Source organism: Parvibaculum sp., from assembly GCF_035325945.1.
In the GTDB taxonomy this organism is placed as follows: domain Bacteria; phylum Pseudomonadota; class Alphaproteobacteria; order Parvibaculales; family Parvibaculaceae; genus Parvibaculum.
Genome location: NZ_DAOKYX010000002.1, coordinates 133260 through 156514, shown reverse-complemented (window position 1 = coordinate 156514; position 23255 = coordinate 133260). Strand labels below are relative to the sequence as shown.

Annotated in this window: 20 protein-coding genes, 2 tRNA genes and 1 pseudogene; 9 read left to right on the top strand and 14 right to left on the bottom strand. The window is 64.6% G+C overall.

The genetic code is table 11. From position 1 onward, the window contains the following. From PKA57_RS02875 to PKA57_RS02865, 3 genes and pseudogenes are all read right to left on the bottom strand, one after another. A pseudogene (locus tag PKA57_RS02875) lies at nt 1–212 on the bottom strand (hypothetical protein); the annotation flags it as partial. 146 nt (nt 213–358) lie between these two features. Beyond that, nucleotides 359–1783: a TolC family outer membrane protein gene (locus tag PKA57_RS02870; protein ID WP_324297414.1), complete on the bottom strand. Its 1425-nt coding sequence runs from the start codon at nt 1781–1783 to the stop codon at nt 359–361. Nucleotides 1784–1969: 186 nt separating this feature from the next. Next, entirely contained in the window at nt 1970–2638 is a 669-nt protein-coding gene (locus PKA57_RS02865; protein WP_324297413.1) for a protein-L-isoaspartate O-methyltransferase, read from the bottom strand. Nucleotides 2639–2918: 280 nt separating this feature from the next. Between PKA57_RS02865 and PKA57_RS02860 the strand changes: the two genes are divergently transcribed. Further along, nucleotides 2919–2992 (top strand) — tRNA-Cys (locus tag PKA57_RS02860). A 23-nt stretch (nt 2993–3015) separates the two neighbouring features. Here the strand turns inward: PKA57_RS02860 and PKA57_RS02855 are convergent. The 4 genes from PKA57_RS02855 to PKA57_RS02840 are packed head-to-tail and all read right to left on the bottom strand — an operon-like array spanning nt 3016 to nt 7758. Further along, nucleotides 3016–4356, bottom strand: a complete 1341-nt coding sequence (locus PKA57_RS02855; RefSeq protein WP_324297412.1) for an O-antigen ligase family protein — start codon at nt 4354–4356, stop codon at nt 3016–3018. A gap of 11 nt (nt 4357–4367) precedes the next feature. Next, nucleotides 4368–5933 carry an undecaprenyl-phosphate glucose phosphotransferase gene (locus PKA57_RS02850; protein ID WP_324297411.1) on the bottom strand — a complete coding sequence of 522 codons (1566 nt, stop codon included), beginning with the start codon at nt 5931–5933 and terminating at the stop codon, nt 4368–4370. Further along, complete coding sequence (locus PKA57_RS02845) at nt 5930–7135, bottom strand: glycosyltransferase family 4 protein (RefSeq protein WP_324297410.1); 1206 nt, start codon at nt 7133–7135, stop codon at nt 5930–5932. The genes PKA57_RS02850 and PKA57_RS02845 overlap by 4 nt, the downstream gene beginning before the upstream one ends. Beyond that, entirely contained in the window at nt 7135–7758 is a 624-nt protein-coding gene (locus PKA57_RS02840; protein WP_324297409.1) for a polysaccharide biosynthesis/export family protein, read from the bottom strand. Before PKA57_RS02840 ends, PKA57_RS02845 begins: the two co-directional genes overlap by 1 nt. 210 nt (nt 7759–7968) lie before the next feature. On the opposite strand from PKA57_RS02840, the gene PKA57_RS02835 reads away from it, so the two are divergent. Beyond that, nucleotides 7969–10167: a polysaccharide biosynthesis tyrosine autokinase gene (locus PKA57_RS02835; protein ID WP_324297408.1), complete on the top strand. Its 2199-nt coding sequence runs from the start codon at nt 7969–7971 to the stop codon at nt 10165–10167. On the opposite strand, the gene PKA57_RS02830 is transcribed toward PKA57_RS02835, so the two are convergent. The 4 genes from PKA57_RS02830 to PKA57_RS02815 are packed head-to-tail and all read right to left on the bottom strand — an operon-like array spanning nt 10168 to nt 15007. Continuing rightward, a complete protein-coding gene (locus tag PKA57_RS02830; protein WP_324297407.1) occupies nt 10168–11070 on the bottom strand; it encodes a cupin-like domain-containing protein in 903 nt (300 codons plus the stop codon). It abuts the gene before it with no gap. After that, the gene (locus tag PKA57_RS02825) at nt 11063–12310 is read right to left on the bottom strand and encodes a GNAT family N-acetyltransferase (protein ID WP_324297406.1); all 1248 of its coding nucleotides are present in this window, start codon (nt 12308–12310) and stop codon (nt 11063–11065) included. Before PKA57_RS02825 ends, PKA57_RS02830 begins: the two co-directional genes overlap by 8 nt. 11 nt (nt 12311–12321) lie before the next feature. Then, on the bottom strand, nt 12322–13701 hold the full coding sequence (locus tag PKA57_RS02820) for an oligosaccharide flippase family protein (RefSeq protein WP_324297405.1): 1380 nt from the start codon (nt 13699–13701) through the stop codon (nt 12322–12324). A gap of 16 nt (nt 13702–13717) precedes the next feature. Continuing rightward, on the bottom strand, nt 13718–15007 hold the full coding sequence (locus PKA57_RS02815) for a GNAT family N-acetyltransferase (RefSeq protein ID WP_324297404.1): 1290 nt from the start codon (nt 15005–15007) through the stop codon (nt 13718–13720). A gap of 329 nt (nt 15008–15336) precedes the next feature. Between PKA57_RS02815 and PKA57_RS02810 the strand changes: the two genes are divergently transcribed. Continuing rightward, nucleotides 15337–16284 carry a polysaccharide deacetylase family protein gene (locus PKA57_RS02810; RefSeq protein ID WP_324297403.1) on the top strand — a complete coding sequence of 316 codons (948 nt, stop codon included), beginning with the start codon at nt 15337–15339 and terminating at the stop codon, nt 16282–16284. Here the strand turns inward: PKA57_RS02810 and PKA57_RS02805 are convergent. Next, a complete protein-coding gene (locus tag PKA57_RS02805; protein ID WP_324297445.1) occupies nt 16281–16475 on the bottom strand; it encodes a hypothetical protein in 195 nt (64 codons plus the stop codon). The two genes, PKA57_RS02810 and PKA57_RS02805, sit on opposite strands and share 4 nt — an antisense overlap. A 206-nt stretch (nt 16476–16681) precedes the next feature. Here PKA57_RS02805 and PKA57_RS02800 point away from each other — a divergent pair. From PKA57_RS02800 to PKA57_RS02775, 6 genes are all read left to right on the top strand, one after another. Continuing rightward, nucleotides 16682–16756: transfer RNA gene (locus PKA57_RS02800), tRNA-Asn, on the top strand. A gap of 143 nt (nt 16757–16899) precedes the next feature. Further along, complete coding sequence (locus tag PKA57_RS02795) at nt 16900–18156, top strand: cyclopropane-fatty-acyl-phospholipid synthase family protein (protein WP_324297402.1); 1257 nt, start codon at nt 16900–16902, stop codon at nt 18154–18156. Between the two features lie 57 nt (nt 18157–18213). Continuing rightward, the gene (locus PKA57_RS02790) at nt 18214–18828 is read left to right on the top strand and encodes an NUDIX domain-containing protein (protein ID WP_324297401.1); all 615 of its coding nucleotides are present in this window, start codon (nt 18214–18216) and stop codon (nt 18826–18828) included. Between the two features lie 107 nt (nt 18829–18935). Next, nucleotides 18936–19934, top strand: a complete 999-nt coding sequence (locus PKA57_RS02785) for a cysteine synthase A (protein ID WP_324297400.1) — start codon at nt 18936–18938, stop codon at nt 19932–19934. 14 nt (nt 19935–19948) lie between these two features. Then, the gene (gene sseA, locus PKA57_RS02780; protein ID WP_324297399.1) at nt 19949–20797 is read left to right on the top strand and encodes a 3-mercaptopyruvate sulfurtransferase; all 849 of its coding nucleotides are present in this window, start codon (nt 19949–19951) and stop codon (nt 20795–20797) included. Between the two features lie 43 nt (nt 20798–20840). Next, the gene (locus PKA57_RS02775; RefSeq protein WP_324297398.1) at nt 20841–21353 is read left to right on the top strand and encodes a GNAT family N-acetyltransferase; all 513 of its coding nucleotides are present in this window, start codon (nt 20841–20843) and stop codon (nt 21351–21353) included. A gap of 51 nt (nt 21354–21404) precedes the next feature. On the opposite strand, the gene PKA57_RS02770 is transcribed toward PKA57_RS02775, so the two are convergent. Beyond that, nucleotides 21405–22157 carry an amino acid ABC transporter ATP-binding protein gene (locus PKA57_RS02770; RefSeq protein WP_324297397.1) on the bottom strand — a complete coding sequence of 251 codons (753 nt, stop codon included), beginning with the start codon at nt 22155–22157 and terminating at the stop codon, nt 21405–21407. A 2-nt stretch (nt 22158–22159) separates the two neighbouring features. Further along, complete coding sequence (locus tag PKA57_RS02765; RefSeq protein WP_324297396.1) at nt 22160–23254, bottom strand: amino acid ABC transporter permease; 1095 nt, start codon at nt 23252–23254, stop codon at nt 22160–22162. Nucleotide 23255: the final 1 nt, after the last annotated feature.

Genomic DNA, 23255 nt, shown 5'->3' with positions numbered 1-23255 from the left:
TCGGTAAGCTCCAGCACCTCCTCATACTCTTCCTCGAACTCGATCTCCTCGGAAACAGCCTCGGCTTCGACAGGCTCCTCCTCGAAGGCCGGAGGCGGCGGAGGCACTTCCTCCCGCTCGTCCTTGCCCCCGCTGTCTTCGGAAATAATCCGGCGAATGGAGGCGAGAATCTCCTCCATCGTGGGTTCCTGTGCCGGGCCTTGATTGCTCATCCTGCGTCCTGTCTGTCTGTCGATCGCCTCGCGACGTCGATCTACATATCAGACAAAAGCTTAGGAGATGTTGACTTCAATTGCCAACATTCGCGGCCCGGATATGGCGATCGAGGCCCCCAAAGGGGCCATCTGCCAGCATGATTTCACTCTTCGTCGCCAGCCGTGCCGAAGCCGATCCACTTGCCGCTGACTTCATCATAATTCTTCTGCGGGTCGTAATATTTGACCGGCAGATTGAGTTGCTGGGCCGTCAGGCGGCCCATGGCGGCCAGAAGGCTGTACTCGGCCACCGCCTCGTCCCGCTCCGCGCTCACCAGCGCCACGCGGGCATTCAGAAGCTCCTGGTCGGCGTTCAGCACGTCGAGGATGGTCTGCGAGCCCACCTCTTCCTGCTGCTTGACGCCTTCAAGCGCGATCTCGTTCGCCCGGACCTGCTCGCGGCTCGAAACCATGTTGGAGCGCGCCGCGCGAAGCTGCTCCCAGGCGTTCTGCACGGCCTCGTCCACGGCTCTCTGAACGGAGGCGATCTGCATCATCGCCACGCTGTTCTGCTCCTTCGCGGCGCGGACCTTGGAATATTCCGCTCCGCTCTGATAGAGCGGCACCGTCAGCACGCCCATGATCGCGCTCTCGTCGGAGGAGCGGATATTGGTGCCGGTGAGGGAGCTCGACGCCGGATTGCGGGCATACTGATATTGCGCCTGAACGTCGAAGCTCGGCAGCAGCGCGCCCTTGGCCACGGCGATCGCCGCCCGGCTCGACGCTTCCGCGGCGCGCGCCGCGCGAAGGTCGGGATTGGCCTGCGCCGCCATCTCGCGCGCCTGAGCCTCGCTCTGCGGCAGGCCCTCGTTCGATTTCGGCCGTTCGAGCGTGCCCGGCGCATGGCCGACGATCTTCGCATAGGCGGCGCGGCTCGCGGTGAGCTGCGCTTCAGCCACGCGCAGCGCGGTGCGCGCGCCGCTCAGCCGCGCTTCCGACTGCGCCACATCCGTGCGCGTCAGTTCGCCGACCTGGAAGCGGTCGCGCGTCGCCTCGAGCTGCCGCTTCAGAACCTCGACGTTGTTTCTGTTGAGATCGACGACGCCCTCGTCGCGAATGACGTTCATATAGGCCGCCACCGCATTGAGCAGCGTGTCCTGCTCGACGCTCACAAGCGTGTTGCGGCCCGCATCCACGGCGAATTTGGCCTGCTCGGTCGAGTTGACCGTGCGCCCGCCCGCAAAGAGGTTCTGGCTGAGCGTGACGGAGCCCGTCAGCGGCCGTGCGTTGGAGGTGATGCTCGCGCCAGGGACGGGCGCCGAGAGATTGGCCCGGTTCCGCACGGCGCTGTAAGTGCCCTGCGCCACGACGGTCGGCCGCCAGCCGGAGAGCGCCTGCGCCACCTGCTCGTCGGTCGCCCGGAGCAAGGCGCGCTGGCCCTGGAGATCGGGATTGGTCTGGTAGGCGGCCACGAGCGCATCCGTCAGCGTTTCGGCCGATGCCGGCAAGGCAACCAGCATGGCCGCCGTCATGGCGCCTGCCGTGGTGAGGGCAATGTTCTTCGCGGACGTGATAAAGCGTCGTTTCATCGTCTGTTTCTCCGAGGGCGCGGCCTCGCCCTCTTGAACGCTTCCCTGGCCGTCAGCCGGATGATTACCGGCAAGGTACCTACAAGAATCGGCGGGGCCAAGTCCCCGGAGAGTCCGCGATAGATCGTGTCAAAATGCCGGTACCCGTGATCGCAACCGCGACCGCCAAGCCCGGCGGCACGATCTTCAGAAGACGAAGCTCTCCTCGATTGCAAATCCCGGCAGCGAATGAACGATGGCGTCGAACGCCGCCCTGCCGCTCACGACGCCGTTGGACTTGACGAAGACATGGCCCTGCGCGGTCGCCCCTTCGCCCATGATGACGGCGAGCCTGCCGCCTTCCGCGAGCTGATCGAAAAGCGCGGTCGGCTCCACCTGAACCGAGCCATTGAAGAAAATCACATCGTAGGGAGCGTCTTTCGCCCAGCCTTCGCGGAACTTGCCGGTCACGACGCTCGCATTGGCGACCTGGAGTTCGCCGAGCGCGCTCCGGGCCGCGCCGGCCAGCTCTTCATTTTCCTCGAGGCCGGTCACGCTGTGCGCGAGCCTGGCGAGAATTGCGGTGGAGTAACCCGTCGCGCAGCCGATATCGAGCACGCGGTCGGTCTCGCCGATCTCGGCCAGTTGAGCGAGCTTCGCGAAGGCGCGCGGCTCCATGAGGTAGCGCGCCTCGCCCCGGCCTGCGTCGGTGAGGCGGAGGTCTTCGTCCATATAGGCGACGCCACGCCGCGCCTCCGGGACGAAGTTCTCGCGCGGAACCTCGGCCATTGCGGCAATCAGCCTCAAATCGGTGACGGCGTTGCAGCGCACCTGGCTCTCAACCATGTTGATCCGGGCAGCGGTGAAGTCGGTCATGGATCGTCCTGAAGGGAAATTTCGGCCTTGAATGGAGGCGACGGAGATTGATCGAGCCCCGCCGCTTCGGGAACTGGACGCGTTTATAAAGGTCCGGGCGGCCAAACTCAATTCGTGACCATCCCCTGATTCTCGCCCGGCCGGCAACGCCCGAGGGCGCATGGGAGTGAACGGCGATGAACAGCCCACCCGCGCATCCGCCGCGGGAAGGGCCGATCGAAGCTCGATTGAAGATTGTATGCGCTGGCGGGAATTGCTATACCCCGCGGCGACCAAGGATGGCCACGTGGCGGAGTGGTGACGCAGCGGACTGCAAATCCGTATACCCCGGTTCGATTCCGGGCGTGGCCTCCAGATAAATTCCCAAAATATCGACTTCAGGCTGCAAAGCCCTCCAGCGCCCCGCCCCGCCTCAAATCGGCGGTGGCGCCAGGGGCCGCCGGACGGGTCGCGCGCTGGCCCCGCCGCGCCTCCGCCGCCAGAATCCCGCCCCAGAGCATGCCGAAAAGCAGGAACAGGTGGCGCCAGTTGTCGATGTCGATGATGAGCCCCTCCGCCACATGGCCGATGACGGCGGCAAAAACCACGATGAGCATCTCCTGTCCGGGCGCGTCGATCAGCACCGCGCGCCATCCCCGGATGACCGTCAAGCCGACGAAGGAGATGAAGGCCAGGCCCGCAAGAAAGCCTCCCGCCACCAGAACGTGCAGATAGACGTTGTGGGTATCGAGCTTGTTGATTATCGCCCATTGGGCCGGGCCGATGCCGAGCGGATGTTCGAGCGCCATGGCGATGGCGCGCTTCTGGCTGTCGAACCGGCCCTGATGGCCGACGTCGTAATCCTGCACGAGCGAGGCGCGCTCATCGAAGAGCCTCTGCACCTTCGGCGTGGAAAGCGCGACGCCGACCACAGCGACAATGACGAGCCCCATCAGCGCTGAAAATGCGATGAGCCTCATCGATTGCGCGGGCGAGCGCGAGGTCGCCAGCGTGAAGCCGCCAAAGACGAGGCTCGAAAGCAGGAAGCTGCCCCATGCGCCGCGCGAGAAGCTGAGCAGTATCGCAAGAACGAGAAGCACGAAGAGAGGCAGCAGACCGATCGCGTGAATTGCGCGCGCCTTGGTCAGGCGCAGTCCGAGATAGAGCGTCGGCGCGATGAGATAGGGTCCGAAGACGTTCGGATCGTTGAAGGTGCCATCCGCCCGGCCAAAATTGGTGAAGCCGAAGGATTCGGGAAAAATTCCGAAATAGCCGCCGACGCCTGCGGCCGCCGCCAATATCGCCGCCAGGCAATAGGCGTTGAAAAGCAGCGACAGCCGCCGCTCCGGCGCCTCGAACACGCAACTGGCAAAGAAAATGAAAGCGCAGGTGAGATAGGCCGTCACCGGCAGCGCATTCTGCAACCGGTCGAGATAGACGGCGTCCATTCCGCCGATGCCGTAACCGACGATAATGAGCCCCCAGAGCGAGGCCGGAAGCGCGAGACGGCGTGGGAAGCGCAAGCCCAGCGCGAAGAAGAGCGCCATGCTGCCGACAAGCAGCAGATCGTAGGGAACGGGCTGGTCCTTCCCCTGCTCGCTCGTCTGGTAGAAGCTGCTCGCCAGCACGAGAAAGAGCGCGAAATCCGCGACCCTCGCGCCCCAATTCACACGCGCAACGCCGGCGCGCATGGGTTGGGCGACCCGGCTTCCTCCCGTCTCGACCTGCCACCCGTCCATCGCCTCGCTCCCTAGAATGCGTTCTCGCCCTTGAGCATGGCGAAAGGCGTGCGGAGAATGATGTAGAGGTCGAAGAGCAGCGACCAGTTCTCGATGTAGTAGAGGTCGTGCTCGGTGCGGCGGAGAATCTTTTCGCGCGTATCCGTTTCTCCGCGCCAGCCATTGATCTGCGCCCAGCCGGTGATGCCAGGCTTGACGCGGTGGCGCGCGAAATAGCCGTCCACCACATCGCCATAAAGCTCGTCGCCCGCCTTCGCCAGAATGGCATGCGGCCGGGGACCGACGATCGACATGTCGCCCTTGAGCACGGTAATGAACTGCGGCAACTCGTCGAAGCTCGACCGGCGCAGGAAACGCCCGACGCGGGTGACGCGGTCATCGTCGCTCGTCACGAGCCTCGCGGCATTCGCATCGGTCTGCTCATGCCTGAGCGTGCGAAACTTGTAGACCTCGACAAGCTCGTTGTTGAAGCCATAGCGGCGCTGCTTGAAGAAAACCGGCCCCCGGCTATCGAGCTTGATGGCCGCCGCAATCAGAAGCAGAAGCGGCGAAAGCACGAGCAGGAACAAGGCCGCGAGAACGCGGTCTTCGATCACCTTCAACACATAGTCCCAGTCCGAAAGCGGCTTGTCGTAGAGATTGAAGAAGGGGACATTCCCCACATAGCTGTAGGTTCCGGGCGTCATGCGCAGCGGCGCGTCGAGCGCCGACAGGCGAATGTCCACCGGCAGCACCCACACCTTCCGCATCATCTCCAGAACGCGCCGTTCCGCCGAAAGCGGCAGCGACATGACGAGAAGATCGATGCGGTTCGAGCGCGCAAAGCGCACAAGCTCGTCAACCGTGCCGAGCTTCGGATAGCCCGCGACGGTGTCGGACACGCGCTCGTCATTGCGATCGTCGAAGACGCCGCAAATCTTGATATCCGAACCGGCCGAGGCCTGAAGCGCCTCGATGAGCCGCTGTCCGCGCTCGCCACCGCCGACGATCACCACGCGGCGTTCGAGGCGGCCGGTCTTCATCCAGTGCCTTATGAGCATCGTGGCGCCGGACCGCATCGCGACAAGCGAAGAGAACGCGCCAAGCGACCAGCCGACGAACCAGACGCGCGAAACGTCCTCGCCGAGCTTCAGCAGGAAACCCGTCGCCATCAGAACGGCGAGAACGCCAAGCCATGCAAGGCCGAGGCGGCCGGTCTGCATCATCGCGCGCTGAAGCACGGGGATGCGATAAAGGCCGCTGAGCTGAAAGCTCACCACGGCGAGCAGCGCACCGGCGAGGATCGTCGGGTAATAGATGAAACGGAGCACCGGCGCATCGGCGCCTAGATAGGCGTGAAAAAGCAGAACGCCACATAGCATGACCAGCGCCGCATCCGCGATGCGCACCGAACCTGCGATCACCGCAGGCGAGATCATACGGACGATGCGCGCGCGCCTTTCAAGCGTCGGGAGCTTCCCGTCCCGGATCTGCCCTTCGCGCCAGCCGCCCGTCCCGGTCCGCCCGGCTCCGGCGCTTGCTGCCATGTCGCCCGATGCGGCGTGAAAGCCGCCCGACCCTTCTCCCGACCCGCTCATAGCGGAACCCCTTCGTGAAACTTTCCGGGCAGCCCGTTCGCCGCGCCCGCCGCATGAGGAACTGGCGCCTGATCGAGAAGCTGCCGGTAAAAGCCGACGGCGCCCTCGACCATGCGCGAGACTGAAAACTCCGATTGGACCCGGTTGCGCAGCCGCTCCGCCAAGCGCCGCATGCCGTCCGCATCGCCGAGCGCTCGGACGAGCGCGGCCGCCAGCGCATCTGCATCCGCGGGCGGAACGAGCAGGTTCGCATCCGCACCGAAAATCTCGGGGATACCGCCCACCCGCGTCGCGATGAGCGGCATGCCCGCCGCTGCCGCCTCGAGTGCCACATAAGGCAGAGATTCATGATGCGACGGCATGACGACGACGCGGCCGAGAGCGAATGCCTGCCGCGCGGGCATGACGCCCGCGAACTCGACCCGGATATGCCCGGAAGCGGCGCGCGCCATCTCCTCGAAGGCTGCGCGGTCGGGCCCCGAACCGACGATACGGATGAAAAGCGGCGTATCCGCCTTCGATGCCGCCTCGATGAGCGTCCCCACGCCCTTCAGCCGGCGCAATTCGCCGATGAAGACGAAATCGGCGCACTCTCCCGCCTGCGCACGGACGGGCTCGAACTCCGCCTCCGTCACGCCATTGTGGATGACGATGGAAGGGCCTTTCGGTTCGCCCACCTTGTCGATGAAGGTTCGGAGGCTGAAATCGGATTCGAAGATGATGCCATCCGTGCGATAGCGCATGAGGCGCTCCATCGCCAGAAACAGCGCGCCCTGCGGCGACGTGCGGCTGAAATGCAGCGCGCCGCCATGAGGCGTGTAAACGCGCACGCCGCCCGCAAGGCGCGGCAACAGCCGCGCATAGGCGCCGCCCTTGGCGCCATGCCCGTGAATGACATGAGGCCGGAGCTTGCGTATCCGGCCGGCTATCCGCGCCAGATTGAACGCATCGCCAAGACCAGGCAGTCGGCTCATGGGCTCGACATGGACGCCGAGGGCGCAATGCTTCCGAAGCTCGTCGAGGCGCGCGAGCGAAACCGGATCGCGCGGCTCCTCACCAAGGATGACGCCGACCTCGAGCCCCGCGCCCTGCTGCCCGCCCGCCAGATCGCAGACATGACGAAAGAGCCCGCCGAGCGGCGCGCGTAGGACATGCAGCACACGGATCGACTCGACCGTGCCGGATGCCGTAGCCGCCGCCATCAGAAATATCGCTCCTTGACCAATATGGTGTCGCCGGGCCTTACCGGCGCACCGGTATCGACATCCATTTCCATCAGCCGGTCGCCGCGCTTCCTGGTGATATGGACCGTGTCCTGATTGGCCCGGTAGGAAAACCCGCCCGCGATCGCCACGGCGCTCTGCACTGTCATGCCATTGACGAAAGGATATTGCCCTGCCCTCTGCACCTCGCCGAGGATGAAGAAGGGCCTGAACTCCATGATCTGCACGCTGACATTGGGGTTGCGAAGCAGGGTCTTGCCGAGCGACTCCTCTATCGCGGCCTGAAGCCCGTCCGTGGTCAACCCGCGCGCCCGCACCGGCGGGATGAGCGGAATTGCAATATTGCCGCCGCCATCGACCGAGAAATCGCCGCTGAGATCGCTCTGCCCGAACACGGTCACGCGCAATTTGTCGCCGCTATCGAGAAGATAAGGCTCCACCGCCTCGTTGATCGGACGCTCCGTGACGCTGTTGCCGCCCGCGCAGGCAGAAAGCGCGAGCGAGACAGCAAGGCACATGAGGCCAGCGGCGATCAGCCTGCCGAATTTACCGGCCGGAAACCGCTGATCCCGGATGAAAGGCAGAACGCCGCGGCGAGCCATGGCTGGACGATCCCTGAAATATCCCGCTGTTCCGCAAACTAGGCCGGACTGGTTAATTTTTTGCGAGCGCGGAGACGCTCCGGCGTGTCCAAGTCGCCGGAATTGCTCGCCTTTTGCGAATGATGTCTCCTCGCGTTAAGCCTTCCGTTACCAACACCGTTCTACTGTCCGCCCTGAAGGAGTGCGCCAGCATTCCAGCGAGCGGAGCGCATGACCAACACTCACGGCACGCCTGTTGTCACCTTTGGCGACCGACGCCGTTCCACCCCTGACATGCAGGCGGCGGGCGACGTTTCGCCATGGGAGCTGCTGCGCGGCATCTGGGCGCGCAAGGAGTTGATCGCTCTCGCCTTTGCGGGCTTCATGGCGCTGAGCCTCGTCTGGCTCGCGACGGTGACGCCCACCTATACCGGCGAAACGCGCATCCTGCTTTCGCCGCGCACGGGCGAAATCTCGACCTTCGACACGACGAGCCAGCCAACACTGCCGGATTCCGAAACCTTGCAGAGCGAGATCCAGCTTCTCGTTTCGCGCCCTCTTCTCACCCGCCTCGTTACCGATCTTCGCCTCGACCGCGATCCGGAATTCAATCCCTCGCTTCGTCCCGGCACACGGATGCGAATTCTCAATCTCGTCGGCGTGCGGGGCAGCGCGCCGGACGAAACGGAAATCGCCGACAACGTGCTGCGCAAGCTGAACGTCTATCAGAAGGGCACGTCGCGCGTCATCGCCATCGAATTTACCTCGACCGACGCGCGCATGGCGGCGATGGTTCCCAATCGCCTCGCCGAACTCTATATCGCCCAGCAGATCGAGCAGAAGAACGCCATCAATCGCGAAGCGACCAAATGGCTCGGCCAGCAGATCGAGGAGCTTCGCAAGAAGGTTCAGGCATCGGAGGCCGCCGTCGAAGCCTTCCGCGCGGATTCGGGCCTCTTTCTCACCAATGGCTCGACCGTTCCGCAGCAGCAGCTCACCGATCTCAACTCGCAGCTTACGCTTGCGGAGGCCGCGCGCGCCGAGGCCGAGGCGAGGCTTCAGAACGCCCGCAGCCTTCTTGCCTCGGGCAATGCGGTCAACTCGGCCGCCGCCGTTCTACAGTCGCCGCTGATCCAGAACTTGCGCCAGCAGGAAGTCGCCCTTCGCGCGCAGATCGCGCAGATGTCGGAGACGCTTCTGCCGTCCCATCCGAAGATGATGGAGGCGCAGGCCAATCTCGCCGATCTCGACCGCCAGATCGGCAAGGAAGTCGACAAGATCATCAAGGGCCTGGAAAACGACGCGCGTGTCGCCTCGGCGCGTGTCGCCTCGCTCCGCGCGAGCCTCGTGCGTCTTCAGGTCCGCATGGGCACGCTCAATCAGGACGAGGTCCAGCTACGCGCGCTCGAACGCGACGCCTCGACGAACCGTGCGCTGCTCGAATCCTTCCTCAAGCGTTATGAAGAGGCGAATGCACGCGCCGAGGCCGATGCCGGGGCCGCCAATGCCCGCATCGTTTCGCGCGCGCAGGAACCTTCCTCCCCGACCTTCCCCAGGACGGGCGCGGTGCTCACGCTTTCCGTCATAGCGGGCCTGCTTTTCTCTCTCGTCCTGAGCTTCGTCGTGGAGGTTTTCGCGCGTGGCTTCCGCACCGCCGAACAGGCCGAGCGCGTCACGGGCATGCCATTTCTCGGCCTCGTGCCGGAGATCGAAGCCCATGGTGGCCGCCAGACGAACCCCGCCGCCGACGTTCTCCGCGAACCTTTCGGCCTTTATGCCGAAGCGATCCGAACGCTACAGGGCAATGTGCTGCTCGCCCGCATCGGCAATCGTCGCGCGCGCAGCGTGCTCGTCACTTCGGCGCAGAAGGATGAAGGCAAGACCTCGACGGCGGCGAGCCTTGCCCGCGTCCTCGCCATGGGCGGCTATCGCACGATCCTCATCGATGCCGACATGCGCGCGCCCTCGGTTCATCTCGCCGTCGGCATGCCGCCGCAGGCCGGGCTCTCCGAACTGCTGACCGGACAGGCGAACTTCACACATGTCATCCGGCAGGATTACGGCAGCTATGCGCATGTCATGCAGGCTGGCGCTGCCCTCCCCAACCCGACTGCCATGCTCGCCTCCGCGCAGATGGCCTGGGTGCTGAAGGCGCTCGAACACACCTACGACTACATCATCATCGACGCGCCGCCCGTCATGGCCGCAGCGGACGCGCAGGTGCTGGCGAAGATGACCGACCTCACCGTGCTTGTCGTGCGCTGGTCGGTGACGAGCCGCCGCCTCGTCACGCATGTGCTCAAGATGCTCGCGGCGGCAAGCGGTCGCCGCGTCGGCATCCTGCTCACACGCGTCAATCTGCGCCGCTATCGCCGCTACACGGACACGGCAATCGAGGAATATCCCGTTCGCCCCGCCCGCGCGGCCTGATCAGTTCGCTGGCGCCGTCTTTCCAAAGACGAAGGCGATCGCCTTCTGCCGGTCGCCCGCAACCTTCCTGACCGCATCGTAGATCGGCCGCAGCAGGTCATAGGCCGCGACCTTGATCGCATCGAGCGCCTTGTGCGTGCCCGCTGGCGCCTGCGGCAAACCGAGCCGGCGAAGCCCGGCATTCACATAGGAAAGCTTCACCAGCCTGAGCGATTCCTTCGTGTGCCAGGTGATCGAGAAGGATACCGAAACCTCGGGTCCATTCTGCACCCAGTGCGGATCGAAGAGCGGCACGAAGATCGCGTCGCCCGGATCGAGATGCTGCTGCGTCGCGCCCGCCTCGAATTCATCTCGATACGGCAGGTTCCGATGCTTGCCCGGATAAAGCTCCAGAGCTTCCTCCGAAACGATGGCGCGATCCCGATAGTCAAAAAGGCTCATCCGCTTCTGGCCGCGAATCTGGAGCAGGAAATTATATTCGGGGTCCATGTGGAACGGCGTCACATTGCCGGGCGATGTGACGAAGATGAAAGCCTGCCGCTTTAGCGCGCCGCCCATGACGCCGCCCGTCTGCTCGGCCACCTGATCGAGGCAGGCATCGAGCAGCGCCTTGTATTCCGGGTCGCTCTCGGCATTCTTGATCACCATCCAGGAGCGGCACTCCTCGATGCGTCGCACGGTTTCCTCGGGCGTCAAACCGTTGGAGGGCGTCAGGTTCGGGTCCTGATTGGGCAGGACCGGGCCGTTGAACTCGATCTGATCCGCAGGCAGCGAGGCCGCGAGCCGCGCCAGCCGGTCGAGCTTGAAGAGCGGATGATCGGCCAGATGATGCCGCAGCCGGAATGTGCGTGTCGGCATCTCGTTTCCGACGCCACCCGCTTCGACTTCGATGAGCTTATCCATGTTCCACCTCCTTGCGTAGACGGTGATAGAGCGTTCGCATGTAGCCCCAGGCCCATTCCGCGATATGCGTCATATGGGCCGAATAGAAAATGAGAAGCGGGCTCAGCAGATGCGCCGTGGCCGCGTTGACCTCGCGGATCGCGCGCCGCTCCGCCCAGATGTGGTCGATCATCGGATGGTTCGGCACCGCGCAGGAATCGACCCATGCGATGCGCGGATCGCCGAGAAACGCGCCGACGGCCTTCATCATCAGGAGCGCGCCCGGCGAATATCTGGCGTAATCCTCGTCATAGGCGATCTTGAAACTGTAGGCGCCGCCACCCGAGAGAAAGCTCGCCAGCATCGCAATCGGCTTTCCATCGAAAAGAATTTCGGCGCAATGCAGCTTGCCGCCTTCCCGCGCGTCCGAGCAGAGGCGTTCGAAAAAGGCGCGCTCATTGGCGCGCTCGGCAAGCGCCGTTCCGCGCTTCCCTTTCCAGCCGCTGCGCTCGAGAGCGAGAAAGCGATCGACCCAGCTCGAAAGCTCCGCTCCGCCATCATGCGTGACGAATTGAAGCTCGCCCGTCTCCGCGAGCCGGTTCCAGAGGCGGTTATATTCCTTGCGCTTCTTCTTGCGCATGGTGGCGGCGAGATAGGCCTCGCCATCGAGATCGGATTTGAGGAAGGCGCGTTCATGTCGCCCGGTTTCGACATGCGCGAGCCCGCGCTCGGCAAGCACGTCGTTGAGCGCCGCGTCGAAAGCGCCGCCTACCTCGAACATGGGAAAGCGCAGGAGCGGCGCGCCCGCGCGGTCGGCATGAGCGAGAAAGCGGCGCAGCGCCTGCCGCTCATATCCCGCGCGAACGATGGGCGTGGCGAGAAAGCCGTGAACATGCGTCCAGATCGACCAGATCGCGAGCGGAAGGCCGAGATAGAAACGCCGTGCCTGATAGGGAAACACACCGATCAGCAGCCGCTCGCCGCCCGCCAGAGGCGCGCCGCGCACAAGCGCGACGCGAACCGCGCCGCCCGACCGGAGATGCGCCATTGCCGCCTGAAGCGCCCTTGCCTCGAACAGCGGATTGCTGTCGCTCGACGCCGTCGCCAGCGCTTCCATCTCCGCGATATGAGGCTCCAGCGCCTCGGCGCTTTCAATGACGGAGATGCTGCCGTCATCCGCCTCGCAGGAAAGCGGAACCTCCGCCGTGACGTTGCGCCTCAGCGCTGGAAAAGTCGGATGCTGCGATTTGAGATCGGTCATCGATCGATCCTTCAGACAGTGGCGGGCGAAGCGAAACCGCTTCGCGAGAGCACGAAAGAGGTGATGCCGAGACGGCGGCGCGCGATCAGGAAGAGACAGAAGCTAGCGAAGACGAGCGAGGCCGCCGTCCCCGCCGCTGCGCCCATGAGGCCGAAACGCGGCACGAACACGAGATTGAGCGCGATGTTGAGAAGTGCCGCCGCGCCATAGACGGCGGCGGTCAGGTTCTGGTGTCCCGTCATGTTGAGCAGATATTCGACCGGGCCGGTCGAGGCGCGCGCGACGAAGCCAAGCATCAGCACGGCGAGCAGCGGATAGCCCTTGTCGAACCCCTCGCCGAAGAGATTGAGCGCGAATTCGCCGATGAGCAGCAGGAAGCCCGCCGCCGCGAGCGTCGGCCAGAAGATCCATTGAATGATGTTGTGGACGAAGACCTGCAATCCCACGCGATCTCCGGCCGCATGAAGTTCGGAGAATTTCGGAACCGCGAGCGCCGCCACCGCGAAATAGATGAAGACGACGAGATTGGTGATCCGCGTCGCCGCGAAATAGATGCCGACCTCATTGGGATCGACGAAATAGCCGAGCAGAACGATGTCGGTGTTGAGAAGCAGAAGGTAGAGCCCCTCGGCCAGCACCAGCGGCAGCGAAGCCGCGACCCAGTAGCGCGTGTGGCGGATGGGCTTCGCGCGCGGGATCGCCGCACCGATGCGGCGATTGAGAAAGAAGCGCTGGCCGGCAAGCGTGAGAAGCGTCGCGGCGAGAGCGCCGGCCACCGCGGCAACGCCCGTCAGCCCGCCGAACATGAAATGGATGAGCGCGCCAACGGCGACGATGCCGAGCGGGCGGATGATATAGGCCGGGAGATAGGCAAGGCTCACCCAGCCGAAAGCGCGGGCTGTTCCCTCGAGCGTGTCGGTCAGCGCGAAACCCGGCACGCACATCATCGCCAGAACGAGCGGGAGCACGTAATAGCCTTCGATTTCATTGCGGAGGATGCCGATAGCGGCGAGCCCCAGCACCATGAATGCGAGGCCGAGCACGAGCACGATCCACCAGGAATCGTGGAGAATGCCTGCGAGCCGCCGCCACTTCGCATTGATGCGATAATCCGGCACGAAGCGGAGCGTCGATGTGCCGAAGCCCATCGGCGCGATGATGCCGAGTATGATGACCCACACCCAGACATAGGCGAAAATGCCGTACTCGAAGGCGCCCATCCAGCGCGCGAGAAGCACCTGGCTCAGCAGCGCGATGGCGGCTCCCGCGATGCGGATACCCATGACGAGACCGGCCCCGCGCACGACCTGCGCGAGGTGGCCCTCGGCAAGCATGGCGGCGAGCGTTGCGCCGAGCCGTCTCAGGGAATGAGGAAGCGCCGTGGCGTTCATCGGGCCGGATTCCTTGTCAGACCCGGGCCATTCCCGCGCCGGGCAGCGAGCCCGCGACGGCACGCAGGCGGGTAAACGCTTCCCAAAGTACCGGCGTCTGCTTGATGAAGCGTTTAGCCCTGCGGCGCAGAACCGCGGGCATGAGCGCCAGCCAGCCGCGCATGGTCACGGCCTCGAGATGATCGAAAAGCCGCGTCTCGACCTCGCACCAGTCGGCCTTGTAGGGCTCGTCGCCTATGGTGAAGTCGAACTCCCCGTGTCCCGTTTCCGTCGCGTGCCGCATCAGCTCCATGAGCTGCACCATGCCGGGACCGAAGCGCGCGAATTCCTCCGCCGCCGCATAGCTCGCCAGCACATAGTGATAACGCCCGCGAAAGCTCACGCCCCAATTCGTGGCCGCGATCCTGCCGCCGACATCGAGATGGCTGACATGGATGAGCCCCTTGGCGGCCGGATCGGTCGCAAGCTCGAGATAGAATTCGCGCACGCCCGGCCGCGCAAATGGATTGGCAACGCCCATGCGCGCGAAGGCCGCGCTCTTTTGGGCGATCAGTTCGTCGATGGAGCGGGCGATCTCTGCGGGGGACTGCGGCGTCACCAGAGCGACCTCGCCGAACTCCTCGAGCTTGCGGCGCTTCTGCCTGTCGCGCTTCTTGCTGCCGGACGAGCGCTTCTCGTCGTAATAGGCGCTCCAGACCGGCTTCAGCCGCGTCATGTGAGCGGATGAGGCGTGCCGTGTCGCATTGCCGAGTGCCAGCAGCGGGTTCAGTTGCTCGCCGACGAATTCCGGCAGACGGTCGAGTTCGACAATGTCGTGGTGTGGCAGGGCCGCGCGGACCTCTGCCCAGAGCGACTTGAACTGGCTCCTGTGAACCGTCCGCGAGAAGCGCTTTGCAAGGATCGGCGCCTGATAGTCGCAGAATTCAGCTCCGAGCCAGACGAGCCGGGTGCCGGAGAAGCCTCGCTTCAGCCCGAACGGAAAGATGAACAGCGGCCCTTCCGCCTCGCCCTCGCCATCCCAGCCGACGACAATCGCAGGCTCGATACCCTGACGCGCGCCGACATGACGGAACCACGCCGAGAGCCAGGCATGGGTCTGGAATACCGTGCAATCGGCCACCACCTCGAGCGCGGTCCAAATGGAACGTAGCCCCTCGAAACTGTCATGAACGGTGAGAAGCACTTCGGGCTTGCGCGACCACGGCCCGTGAATGACCCGCCCGGCTTCGCCGTGGCGCTGGGGCCAATGGTTAATGGGCGCGAAGGACTGCTTCTCTGCGTCGTTCTTATTCGTCAGCGGCTTCACGGGGGGCCTCGCCTTGCCGATGGATCAAGTTGAAACGCTTTTTCCGCGTTTCGAGGCTCGATGCGCCGGCTTGCATCAATCTTTTCTCAATTCCGGACGCGCATTCTCGCCACACCGTGCCGGTTGCAATCGCCGTGCTACCCTGGCCCGCATCCGGCCCCACTTCGCTTCCCCGGCGCCGAGGACCTCGACGCATGAATGTCGCATCGGAAAAACCACGACCCCTGGCGCAGAAAACGCCTCTGGCGCGGCATGGCCTCCTCGCCCTTCATGCGAGCGGCGCACACCGACTCGCCCCGAAGGCACTGGCCGGGGCGGGCGTGATCTTCATGCTTCATCGCGTGCGCAAGCCCGATGGCGAGGATTTCGCGCCGAACCGCATTCTCGAAGTCACGCCCACCTTCCTCGATGCCGTCATCACGCGCGTGCAGGAAATGGGCTATCTCTGCCTCAGCCTCGATGAAGCCGTCTCCCGCCTCGCCGCGGGCGAGACCGGAGAGCGCTTCGCCGTCTTCACTCTCGATGACGGCTACCGCGACAATCTCACCGTCGCTGCGCCTGTCTTTGCGCGCCACAATGTTCCGTTCACGGTCTATCTGGCAACGAGCCTGCCCGACGGCACGGCGGTCCTCTGGTGGGTTCTGCTCGAGCAGGTCATCGGCGCGGCGAGAGACTTGCGCGTCAGCTTCGTGGATGGCGAGGAGGTGTTTTCCTGCGCGAGCCTCGCAGAGAAGAACGCCGCCTGGTCGGCAATCTACTGGCGCCTGCGCGGCGGGCCCGAAGACCACACGCGGGACGAAATCATCCGCCTTGCGGTCGAGCACGGCATCGAGCCCGGGCGCGTGACACGTGAGCTTTCGATGAGCTGGGGCGAGGTGCGCGAGCTTGCCGCCCATCCGCTCGCATCCATCGAGGCGCATACGGCCGGACATTTCGCCCTTGCCGGGCTGCCGGAGGCACGCGCGCATGACGAGATCGCCCTGGGCCTCGCGCGCCATGAGGCGGAGCTTGGGCTGAAGCCCACCCATTTCTCCTATCCCTATGGCGACCCCGGCTCGGCGGGCGAGCGCGAATTTGCGCTTGCCGCCCGGTTCGGCTTCCGCTCGGCCACGACGACCCGCAAGGGGCTGATCCGACCGTCCCACAGGGACCGGCTGACGCGCCTGCCGCGCCTCTCGCTCAATGGCGACTATCAGGATGTGAGAATCATCGAGGTGCTGCTGAGCGGCCTTCCCTTCGCCCTGGCGAGGCCGCTTGCCGGAGAGGCGATCGACTAGCCGCCGAAGCGCTCGTCCCGGCCGTTCCGCCGCCGCGCCCACCAGACCTCCGTCCGGCGCCGCACGCGGCGCACCGGATGCGAATCGACCGACAGCACCACGACCCCGAGCGGCAGCATCCAGAAGCCGAGAACCGGCAGGAAACCGAGCACTCCACCGCCCACAAGCGCCGCTCCGGTCACGCGCCGCATGGTCGGCGAACCGGGAACCTTGAACCGCCTGCTACCGAAGCGAACCGTCGCCATGCCTCTCGCTTTCCTTGGGAAACAGGGCCTGACGCCCGGACTGGCCGAACAAATGGGTATTCACGGCGCCGGAGGCAAGATTTGGGCTGGCATGGGGCAAACGACTTTGCTATAGGACCGCTCGTCCTCGTCGTTGAGTTGCGACGAAGTGATCCCCGGTAGCTCAGTGGTAGAGCAAGCGGCTGTTAACCGCTTGGTCGCTGGTTCGAGTCCGGCCCGGGGAGCCAGTTTCGAGGGGTCCGGTTTCCGACGAAGCCGGGCCCCTTTTTCTTTCGGCCCCGCCCCGGCGCGGAAGGTGCTCGAAGAACCAGTCGCACCGGGCGCCCTGCTCGCTATATGCTCATGCGAAGAACCTACGGGGGACGCTCGCATGACGCAGTATCTCGAAGAGTGTTCGACACGAGGCGCGGAGACGATCGACGTCACCGCCTCCAATCTCGGCCGCATAACGGGCCTTCCACGCCTTGTCCGCCTCGTCTTTCGCGCGCTTGTCCATATGCGACGCGGAAGCCTCACCATCCTGCTTCCCGATGGCCGCAGCTTGCGCTTCAGCGGGCGGGAACCCGGCGCCGACGCCGTGATGGAGATCAGGGATTTCGGGCTGGCCCGCCGCCTCTTCGCCGCGGGCGATCTCGGCGCCGCCGAGGCGTTTCTCGACGGCATGTGGGACAGCCCCAACATCGCCTCCTTCCTCGAACTCTTCGCCCGCAACCGCGACGTGCTCCGCGAGAGATTTCTCGGCCTCGGCGCGGTCCGGTTCGGCGCGCGGCTTCTGCATCTCGTCCGGCGAAACTCGCGGCGCGGCGCGCGGCGCAACATCGAGTTCCACTACGATCTCGGCAACGGCTTCTACCGCCGCTGGCTCGACGGCACGATGACCTATTCCTCCGCGCGGTTCGCGCACCAGGGGCAGGACCTTTCGGACGCCCAGATCAACAAATACCGCTCGCTCGCCGAACGCATCGACCTGCGGCCCGAGCACCATCTGCTCGAAATCGGCTCGGGCTGGGGCGGCTTCGCGGAATATGCCGCAAGCGAGATCGGCTGCCGCGTCACCGGCATCACCATCAGCAAGGAACAGCTCGCTTTCGCGCGCGAGCGGATCGCTGCAAAGGGCCTCTCCGACAGGGTCGAGATCCGCTATCAGGACTATCGCGATATCGAAGAACGCTTCGACCGCGTCGCATCGATCGAAATGTTCGAGGCGGTCGGCGAAGCCTATTGGCCCACCTATTTCGGCAAGCTGCGCGACTGCCTGAAGCCCGGCGGCGTGGCGGGCCTCCAGATCATCACCATCGAGGACAGCATCTTCCCCGCCTATCGCAAGAGCGCCGACTTCATCCAGCGCTACATCTTCCCCGGCGGCATGCTGCCTTCGCCGTCAGCGCTCAGAGAGCAGGTCGCGCGCGCGGGCCTCACCTGGGCCGGCAATCTCGACTTCGGCCTCGACTATGCCGAGACGCTGAAGCTCTGGCGCCAGCGCTTTCGCGCCGCATGGCCGGACATTCAGCATCTCGGCTTCGACGAGCGCTTCCGGCGGCTGTGGGAATACTACCTCGCCTATTGCGAGGCGGGCTTCCGCGCAGGACAGATCGACGTCACGCAGGTGACGCTGACAAGACCCTGATCTAGACTTCGGGCCCCGCCTTGAGCTTCCGCCACGGAAGAAACCCGGAGCCCCGGAATGGAAGATCGCCTGATCCCGACGCCACGCACGCTCGATGACGTGGAAATCCGCTCGCGCGAACTCATCGGCCGCGGCTGGGGCAGGCTCGAGCGCTTCACTTTCCGCCATCGCCGCTTCGATGGGACCTGGTCCGATACCGTCACGCGCGACATGTACACGATCGGCGAGGTCGCGATGGTGATCCCCTACGATCCCGCGCTCGACGCCGTCGTCCTCATCGAGCAATTCCGCGCCTGCGGCCTCGTCCATGACGAGGCGACATGGCTCTTCGAGGCGATCGCGGGCATAGTCGATCCCGGCGAAACGCCGATCGAGGTCGTTCGCCGTGAAGCGCTCGAGGAAGCGGGCTGCGCCATCGGCGAGCCGGTTCACATCACCACCGCCTGGTCGTCGCCGGGCGGCTATGGCGAGCGCACCCACATCTACGCGGCGCGCGCCGATCTCTCGCGCATCGGCGGCGTACACGGTCTCGCCCATGAGCATGAGGACATTCGCGCGGTAGTCGTGCCGCTCGCGGAGGCGCAAACCGCAACCATGGACGGGCGCATCAGAGACGCGAAGACATTTCTTATGATTCAATGGCTTAGCGCCAATAAAACAAAAATTAAATGAAGAACCCTCATGCGCCCCGCGCCTTGAACGCGAAGCCAACGCTCCGTATGTTCTGAGCACAGCACCTCGATGCCTGTGCGCCACTCCTCAATCAAGACCGGACAATCATGGATATCAGAAACGGACTCGTGGATTCGATCGGCCATACGCCGTTGATCCGCTTGAAGCGCGCCTCCGAGGAGACGGGCTGCGAAATTCTGGGCAAGGCGGAATTCCTCAATCCCGGCCAGTCGGTGAAGGACCGCGCCGCGCTCTACATCATCAAGGACGCGATGGCGAAGGGCCAGCTCCGCCCCGGCGGCACCATCGTCGAAGGCACGGCCGGCAATACAGGCATCGGGCTCGCTCTCGTCGGCAACGCCCTCGGCTTTCGCAGCGTGATCGTCATTCCCGAAACGCAGTCGCAGGAAAAGAAGGACATGCTTCGCCTCTGCGGCGCGGAGCTGATCGAGGTGCCGGCCGTTCCCTACAAGGACCCGAACAACTACGTGAAATATTCAGGCCGGCTCGCAGACGAGCTCGCGGCAAAGGAACCGAACGGCGCGATCTGGGCGAACCAGTTCGACAATGTGGCGAACCGCCAGGCGCATATCGAAACAACCGGCCCTGAGATCTGGGCGCAGACGGATGGCAAGATCGACGGCTTCACCTGCGCCGTGGGCACGGGCGGCACGCTGGCCGGCATCGGCATGGCCCTCAAGGAGCGCAACAAGAACGTCACCATCGCGCTTTCCGACCCGATGGGCGCGGCGCTCTATCACTACTACAAGCATGGCGAACTGAAGGCCGAGGGCAGCTCCATCACCGAAGGCATCGGCCAGGGGCGCATCACCGCCAATCTCGAAGGCGCGCCCATCGACGAGGCCTATCAGATCCCGGACGAGGAAGCGCTGCCGATCATCTTCGACCTTCTCAAGGAAGAGGGCCTCTGCCTCGGAGGCTCGAGCGGCATCAATGTCGCCGGCGCCATCCGTCTCGCCCGCCAGCTCGGCCCCGGCCATACAATCGTCACCATCCTCTGCGATTACGGCACCCGCTATCAGAGCAAGCTCTTCAATCCCGCCTTCCTCCGGGAGAAGAACCTGCCGACGCCTGCCTGGCTCTGATCCGGAGAAGCAACATGCCCGCATCGACCGAAAGCCCGCTCGTCAGCACCGAGTGGCTGGCGCAGAGGCTCGACGCGCCTGACATCCGCATCGTCGACGGCTCCTGGTACATGCCCCAATCGCAGCGCGACCCCCGCGCCGAATATGAGCGCGAGCACATTCCCGGCGCGGTCTATTTCGATATTGACGAGATCGCCGATACGTCGAGCCCCTTCCCGCACATGCTGCCGAGCCCCGAGAAGTTTTCCGCGCGCGTCCGCGCCCTCGGCCTTGGCGATGGCAACCGCATCGTCGTCTATGACGGCGCGGGGCTCTTCAGCGCGCCGCGCGTCTGGTGGATGTTCCGGGTCATGGGCCATGAGGATGTCGTGGTGCTCGATGGCGGGCTGAAAAAGTGGAAGGCTGAAGGCCGCCCGCTCAGCGATGCGCGCTCGCATGCGAGCGCCCGCCACTTCACCGCGCGGCGCAACGCGCTTCTCCTGCGCGACCGCGAGGCGATGCTTCGCAATATCGAGACATGCGCCGAACAGGTGCTCGACGCGCGCAGCCGTGGCCGCTTCCGCGCCGTGGAGCCGGAGCCCCGGCCCGGCCTCAAGGGTGGGCACATACCCGGCAGCCACAACCTGCCCTCGGCCGAACTCGTCCAGGCGGACGGCACGCTGAAGCCCCCTGCCGAATTGCGCTCGCTCTTCGAGACCGCCGGCATAGACCTCTCCCGCCCTGTCATCACCACCTGCGGCTCGGGCGTCAGCGCCTGCATTCTCGCGCTCGGCCTTGCGGTGCTCGGCCATCGGCAGACTTCGGTCTATGATGGCTCATGGTCGGAGTGGGGCGCGGTCAAGGGCATGCCCGTCGAAGCCTGAGGGCATCGCCCTCGCCGGTGGAACATGGGCAGAGCGGACAATAATGGGCAAGCGGCACAAGACGATTGTCACCCATCTCGAAATGCGTGCCGAGCCGCGCCTGCTCGCCACACCGCGCCCGCGCGGCGCCTGCGCACTGCTGCGCGCAGCGAAGCCGCCGCTTCATTTCTACCGCTATCTCTATGACACGGTCGGCCGCGACTATGCCTGGGTGAGCCGCCGGAAGCTCTCGGACGAAGAGCTCGCATCCATCATCCATGACGATAATGTCGAGATATACGTGCTCTATCTCGACGGCGCGCCCGTCGGATTCACCGAACTCGATTTCCGCGGCATGCCGGACGCCGAACTCTCCTTCCTCGGCATCATCCCCGAGCGGATCGGCGAAGGTCTTGGCCGCTTCCTCCTTGGCGAGGCGATCTCGCTCGCATGGGCGAGGCATCCCGCGCGCCTCATCGTCCAGACCTGCACGCTCGACCACCCCCGCGCGCTCAGGCTCTATCAGCGCGCCGGCTTCACGCCCTATGGGCAATCGGAAGCGGAGTTCGACGAATAGCTCAGTCACGGTCCGGCTTGTTCGAGCCATCCGCGTCTTCGGGCGACGTCTCTACCCGCGCAAGATCTGCGCGAGGAACGCCTTTGTCCGCTCGCTCTTCGGCGCGGTGAAAAACTCCGCGGGCGGCGCTTCCTCCACGATCTCGCCCTGATCCATGAAGACAATGCGATCCGCGACCTCTCGCGCGAAGCCCATTTCATGCGTGACGCAGATCATCGTCATGCCGTCATTGGCGAGCCCCACCATCACGTCCAGAACTTCCTTGATCATTTCCGGATCGAGCGCCGAGGTCGGCTCGTCGAAAAGCATGATCTTCGGGCTCATGCAGAGCGCACGCGCAATGGCGACGCGCTGCTGCTGTCCGCCCGAGAGCTGGCCGGGATATTTATGCGCCTGCTCCGGAATGCGGACGCGCTCCAGAAGCCTCATGGCGGCCGCCTCCGCCTCCTCCTGCGGCAGGCCCCGCACCCAGATCGGCGCGAGCGTGCAATTCTCAAGCACCGTCATATGCGGGAAGAGATTGAATTGCTGGAACACCATGCCGACCTCGCGGCGCACCTCGTCGATGCGCTTCAGGTCTTCCGTAAGCTCGATCCCGTCGACGGCGATCCGCCCCTTGTCATGCGCCTCGAGACGATTGATGCAGCGGATGAGCGTCGATTTGCCGGAGCCCGAAGGCCCCGCGATCACGATGCGCTCGCCCTCGCGCACGGTCAGGTTCACATCTCTGAGCACATGGAAATCGCCGAACCATTTGTGCAGATGCTCGATAGCGATGGCGGGCCTTGCTTCTGACGACATCATTTCTACCTCACGCGGCCGGCATTGAGCCGCCTTTCGATGAAGACCGAATAGCGCGACATGCCGAAGCAGAAAATCCAGTAGACCAGTGCCGCGAAAATATAAGCCGTCGCCGCGCCCTGCGGCGTCACCCACATCGCATCGGAAAGCTGCGCCCGCACCTGCCCGAGAAAATCGAAAATTCCGACGATGAGCACCAGCGTCGTATCCTTGAAGAGGCCGATGAAGGTGTTGACGATGCCGGGTATCACGTGGCGAAGCGCCTGCGGCAGAACGATGAGCCCCATCGTCTGCCAGTAGCTGAGGCCGACGGCGCGCGCCGCCTCATATTGTCCGCGCGGGACAGCCTGCAAGCCCCCGCGCACGACTTCAGCCATATAGGCCGACGAAAAAAGCGCAACGCCGATGAGACAGCGCAGCAGATTGTCGAAGCTCACGCCTTCCGGCAGGAAGAGCGGCAGCATGACGCTCGCCATGAAGAGAACGGTGACGAGTGGCACGCCGCGCCAGAACTCGATGAAGACGATGGACAGCGCGCGGATGACCGGCATCTCGGAACGCCGCCCGAGCGCGAGCAGAATTCCGAGCGGAAACGAGGCGACGATCCCCGTCACCGCCACGACCAGCGTGACGAGAAGCCCGCCCCAGAGGTCCGTATCGACGCCAACGAGCCCCGGCCTGTCGCCCGCCAGCAGCACGATGGCGATGAGCGGATAGGCGACGGCAAGATAGATCACGTTCCATCGTTTCGCGGGCATGCGCGGAATGAGCAGCGGCACGAGCCCGGCAACGCCGAGCGCGAAGGCGGTGATTACCCGCCAGCGTTCATCCACCGGATAACGCCCGAAAAGAAACTGCTCGATATTTGCCGTGACAAAGGCCCAGCACGCCCCCTTCCCCGGCCCGATGCAGGCTTCGCGGTTTTCCCCGCGCCAGACTGCATCGAAGATCGCCCAGTCGAGAAAGGGCGGCACGCTCACCCAGAGAAGGTAGAGCGCAAGGATCGTCAGCGCGCTGTTCCACCAGTTGGAAAAGAGATTGAGCCGCGCCCAGCGAATGGCGCCGCCCATCGTCATTTGCGTTGCTGCACCCCGCGCCATC

Coding starts and splice junctions, on each gene's coding strand:
- PKA57_RS02785 (WP_324297400.1), top strand. CDS start 18,936: ATGGATATCAGAAACGGACTCGTGGATTCGATCGGCCATACGCCGTTG.
- PKA57_RS02870 (WP_324297414.1), bottom strand. CDS start 1,783: ATGAAACGACGCTTTATCACGTCCGCGAAGAACATTGCCCTCACCACG.
- PKA57_RS02835 (WP_324297408.1), top strand. CDS start 7,969: ATGACCAACACTCACGGCACGCCTGTTGTCACCTTTGGCGACCGACGC.
- PKA57_RS02850 (WP_324297411.1), bottom strand. CDS start 5,933: ATGAGCGGGTCGGGAGAAGGGTCGGGCGGCTTTCACGCCGCATCGGGC.
- PKA57_RS02795 (WP_324297402.1), top strand. CDS start 16,900: ATGACGCAGTATCTCGAAGAGTGTTCGACACGAGGCGCGGAGACGATC.
- PKA57_RS02770 (WP_324297397.1), bottom strand. CDS start 22,157: ATGATGTCGTCAGAAGCAAGGCCCGCCATCGCTATCGAGCATCTGCAC.
- PKA57_RS02855 (WP_324297412.1), bottom strand. CDS start 4,356: ATGGACGGGTGGCAGGTCGAGACGGGAGGAAGCCGGGTCGCCCAACCC.
- PKA57_RS02820 (WP_324297405.1), bottom strand. CDS start 13,701: ATGAACGCCACGGCGCTTCCTCATTCCCTGAGACGGCTCGGCGCAACG.
- PKA57_RS02845 (WP_324297410.1), bottom strand. CDS start 7,135: ATGGCGGCGGCTACGGCATCCGGCACGGTCGAGTCGATCCGTGTGCTG.
- PKA57_RS02790 (WP_324297401.1), top strand. CDS start 18,214: ATGGAAGATCGCCTGATCCCGACGCCACGCACGCTCGATGACGTGGAA.
- PKA57_RS02825 (WP_324297406.1), bottom strand. CDS start 12,310: ATGACCGATCTCAAATCGCAGCATCCGACTTTTCCAGCGCTGAGGCGC.
- PKA57_RS02830 (WP_324297407.1), bottom strand. CDS start 11,070: ATGGATAAGCTCATCGAAGTCGAAGCGGGTGGCGTCGGAAACGAGATG.
- PKA57_RS02805 (WP_324297445.1), bottom strand. CDS start 16,475: ATGCGGCGCGTGACCGGAGCGGCGCTTGTGGGCGGTGGAGTGCTCGGT.
- PKA57_RS02865 (WP_324297413.1), bottom strand. CDS start 2,638: ATGACCGACTTCACCGCTGCCCGGATCAACATGGTTGAGAGCCAGGTG.
- PKA57_RS02775 (WP_324297398.1), top strand. CDS start 20,841: ATGGGCAAGCGGCACAAGACGATTGTCACCCATCTCGAAATGCGTGCC.
- PKA57_RS02765 (WP_324297396.1), bottom strand. CDS start 23,254: ATGGCGCGGGGTGCAGCAACGCAAATGACGATGGGCGGCGCCATTCGC.
- sseA (WP_324297399.1), top strand. CDS start 19,949: ATGCCCGCATCGACCGAAAGCCCGCTCGTCAGCACCGAGTGGCTGGCG.
- PKA57_RS02810 (WP_324297403.1), top strand. CDS start 15,337: ATGCTTCATCGCGTGCGCAAGCCCGATGGCGAGGATTTCGCGCCGAAC.
- PKA57_RS02840 (WP_324297409.1), bottom strand. CDS start 7,758: ATGGCTCGCCGCGGCGTTCTGCCTTTCATCCGGGATCAGCGGTTTCCG.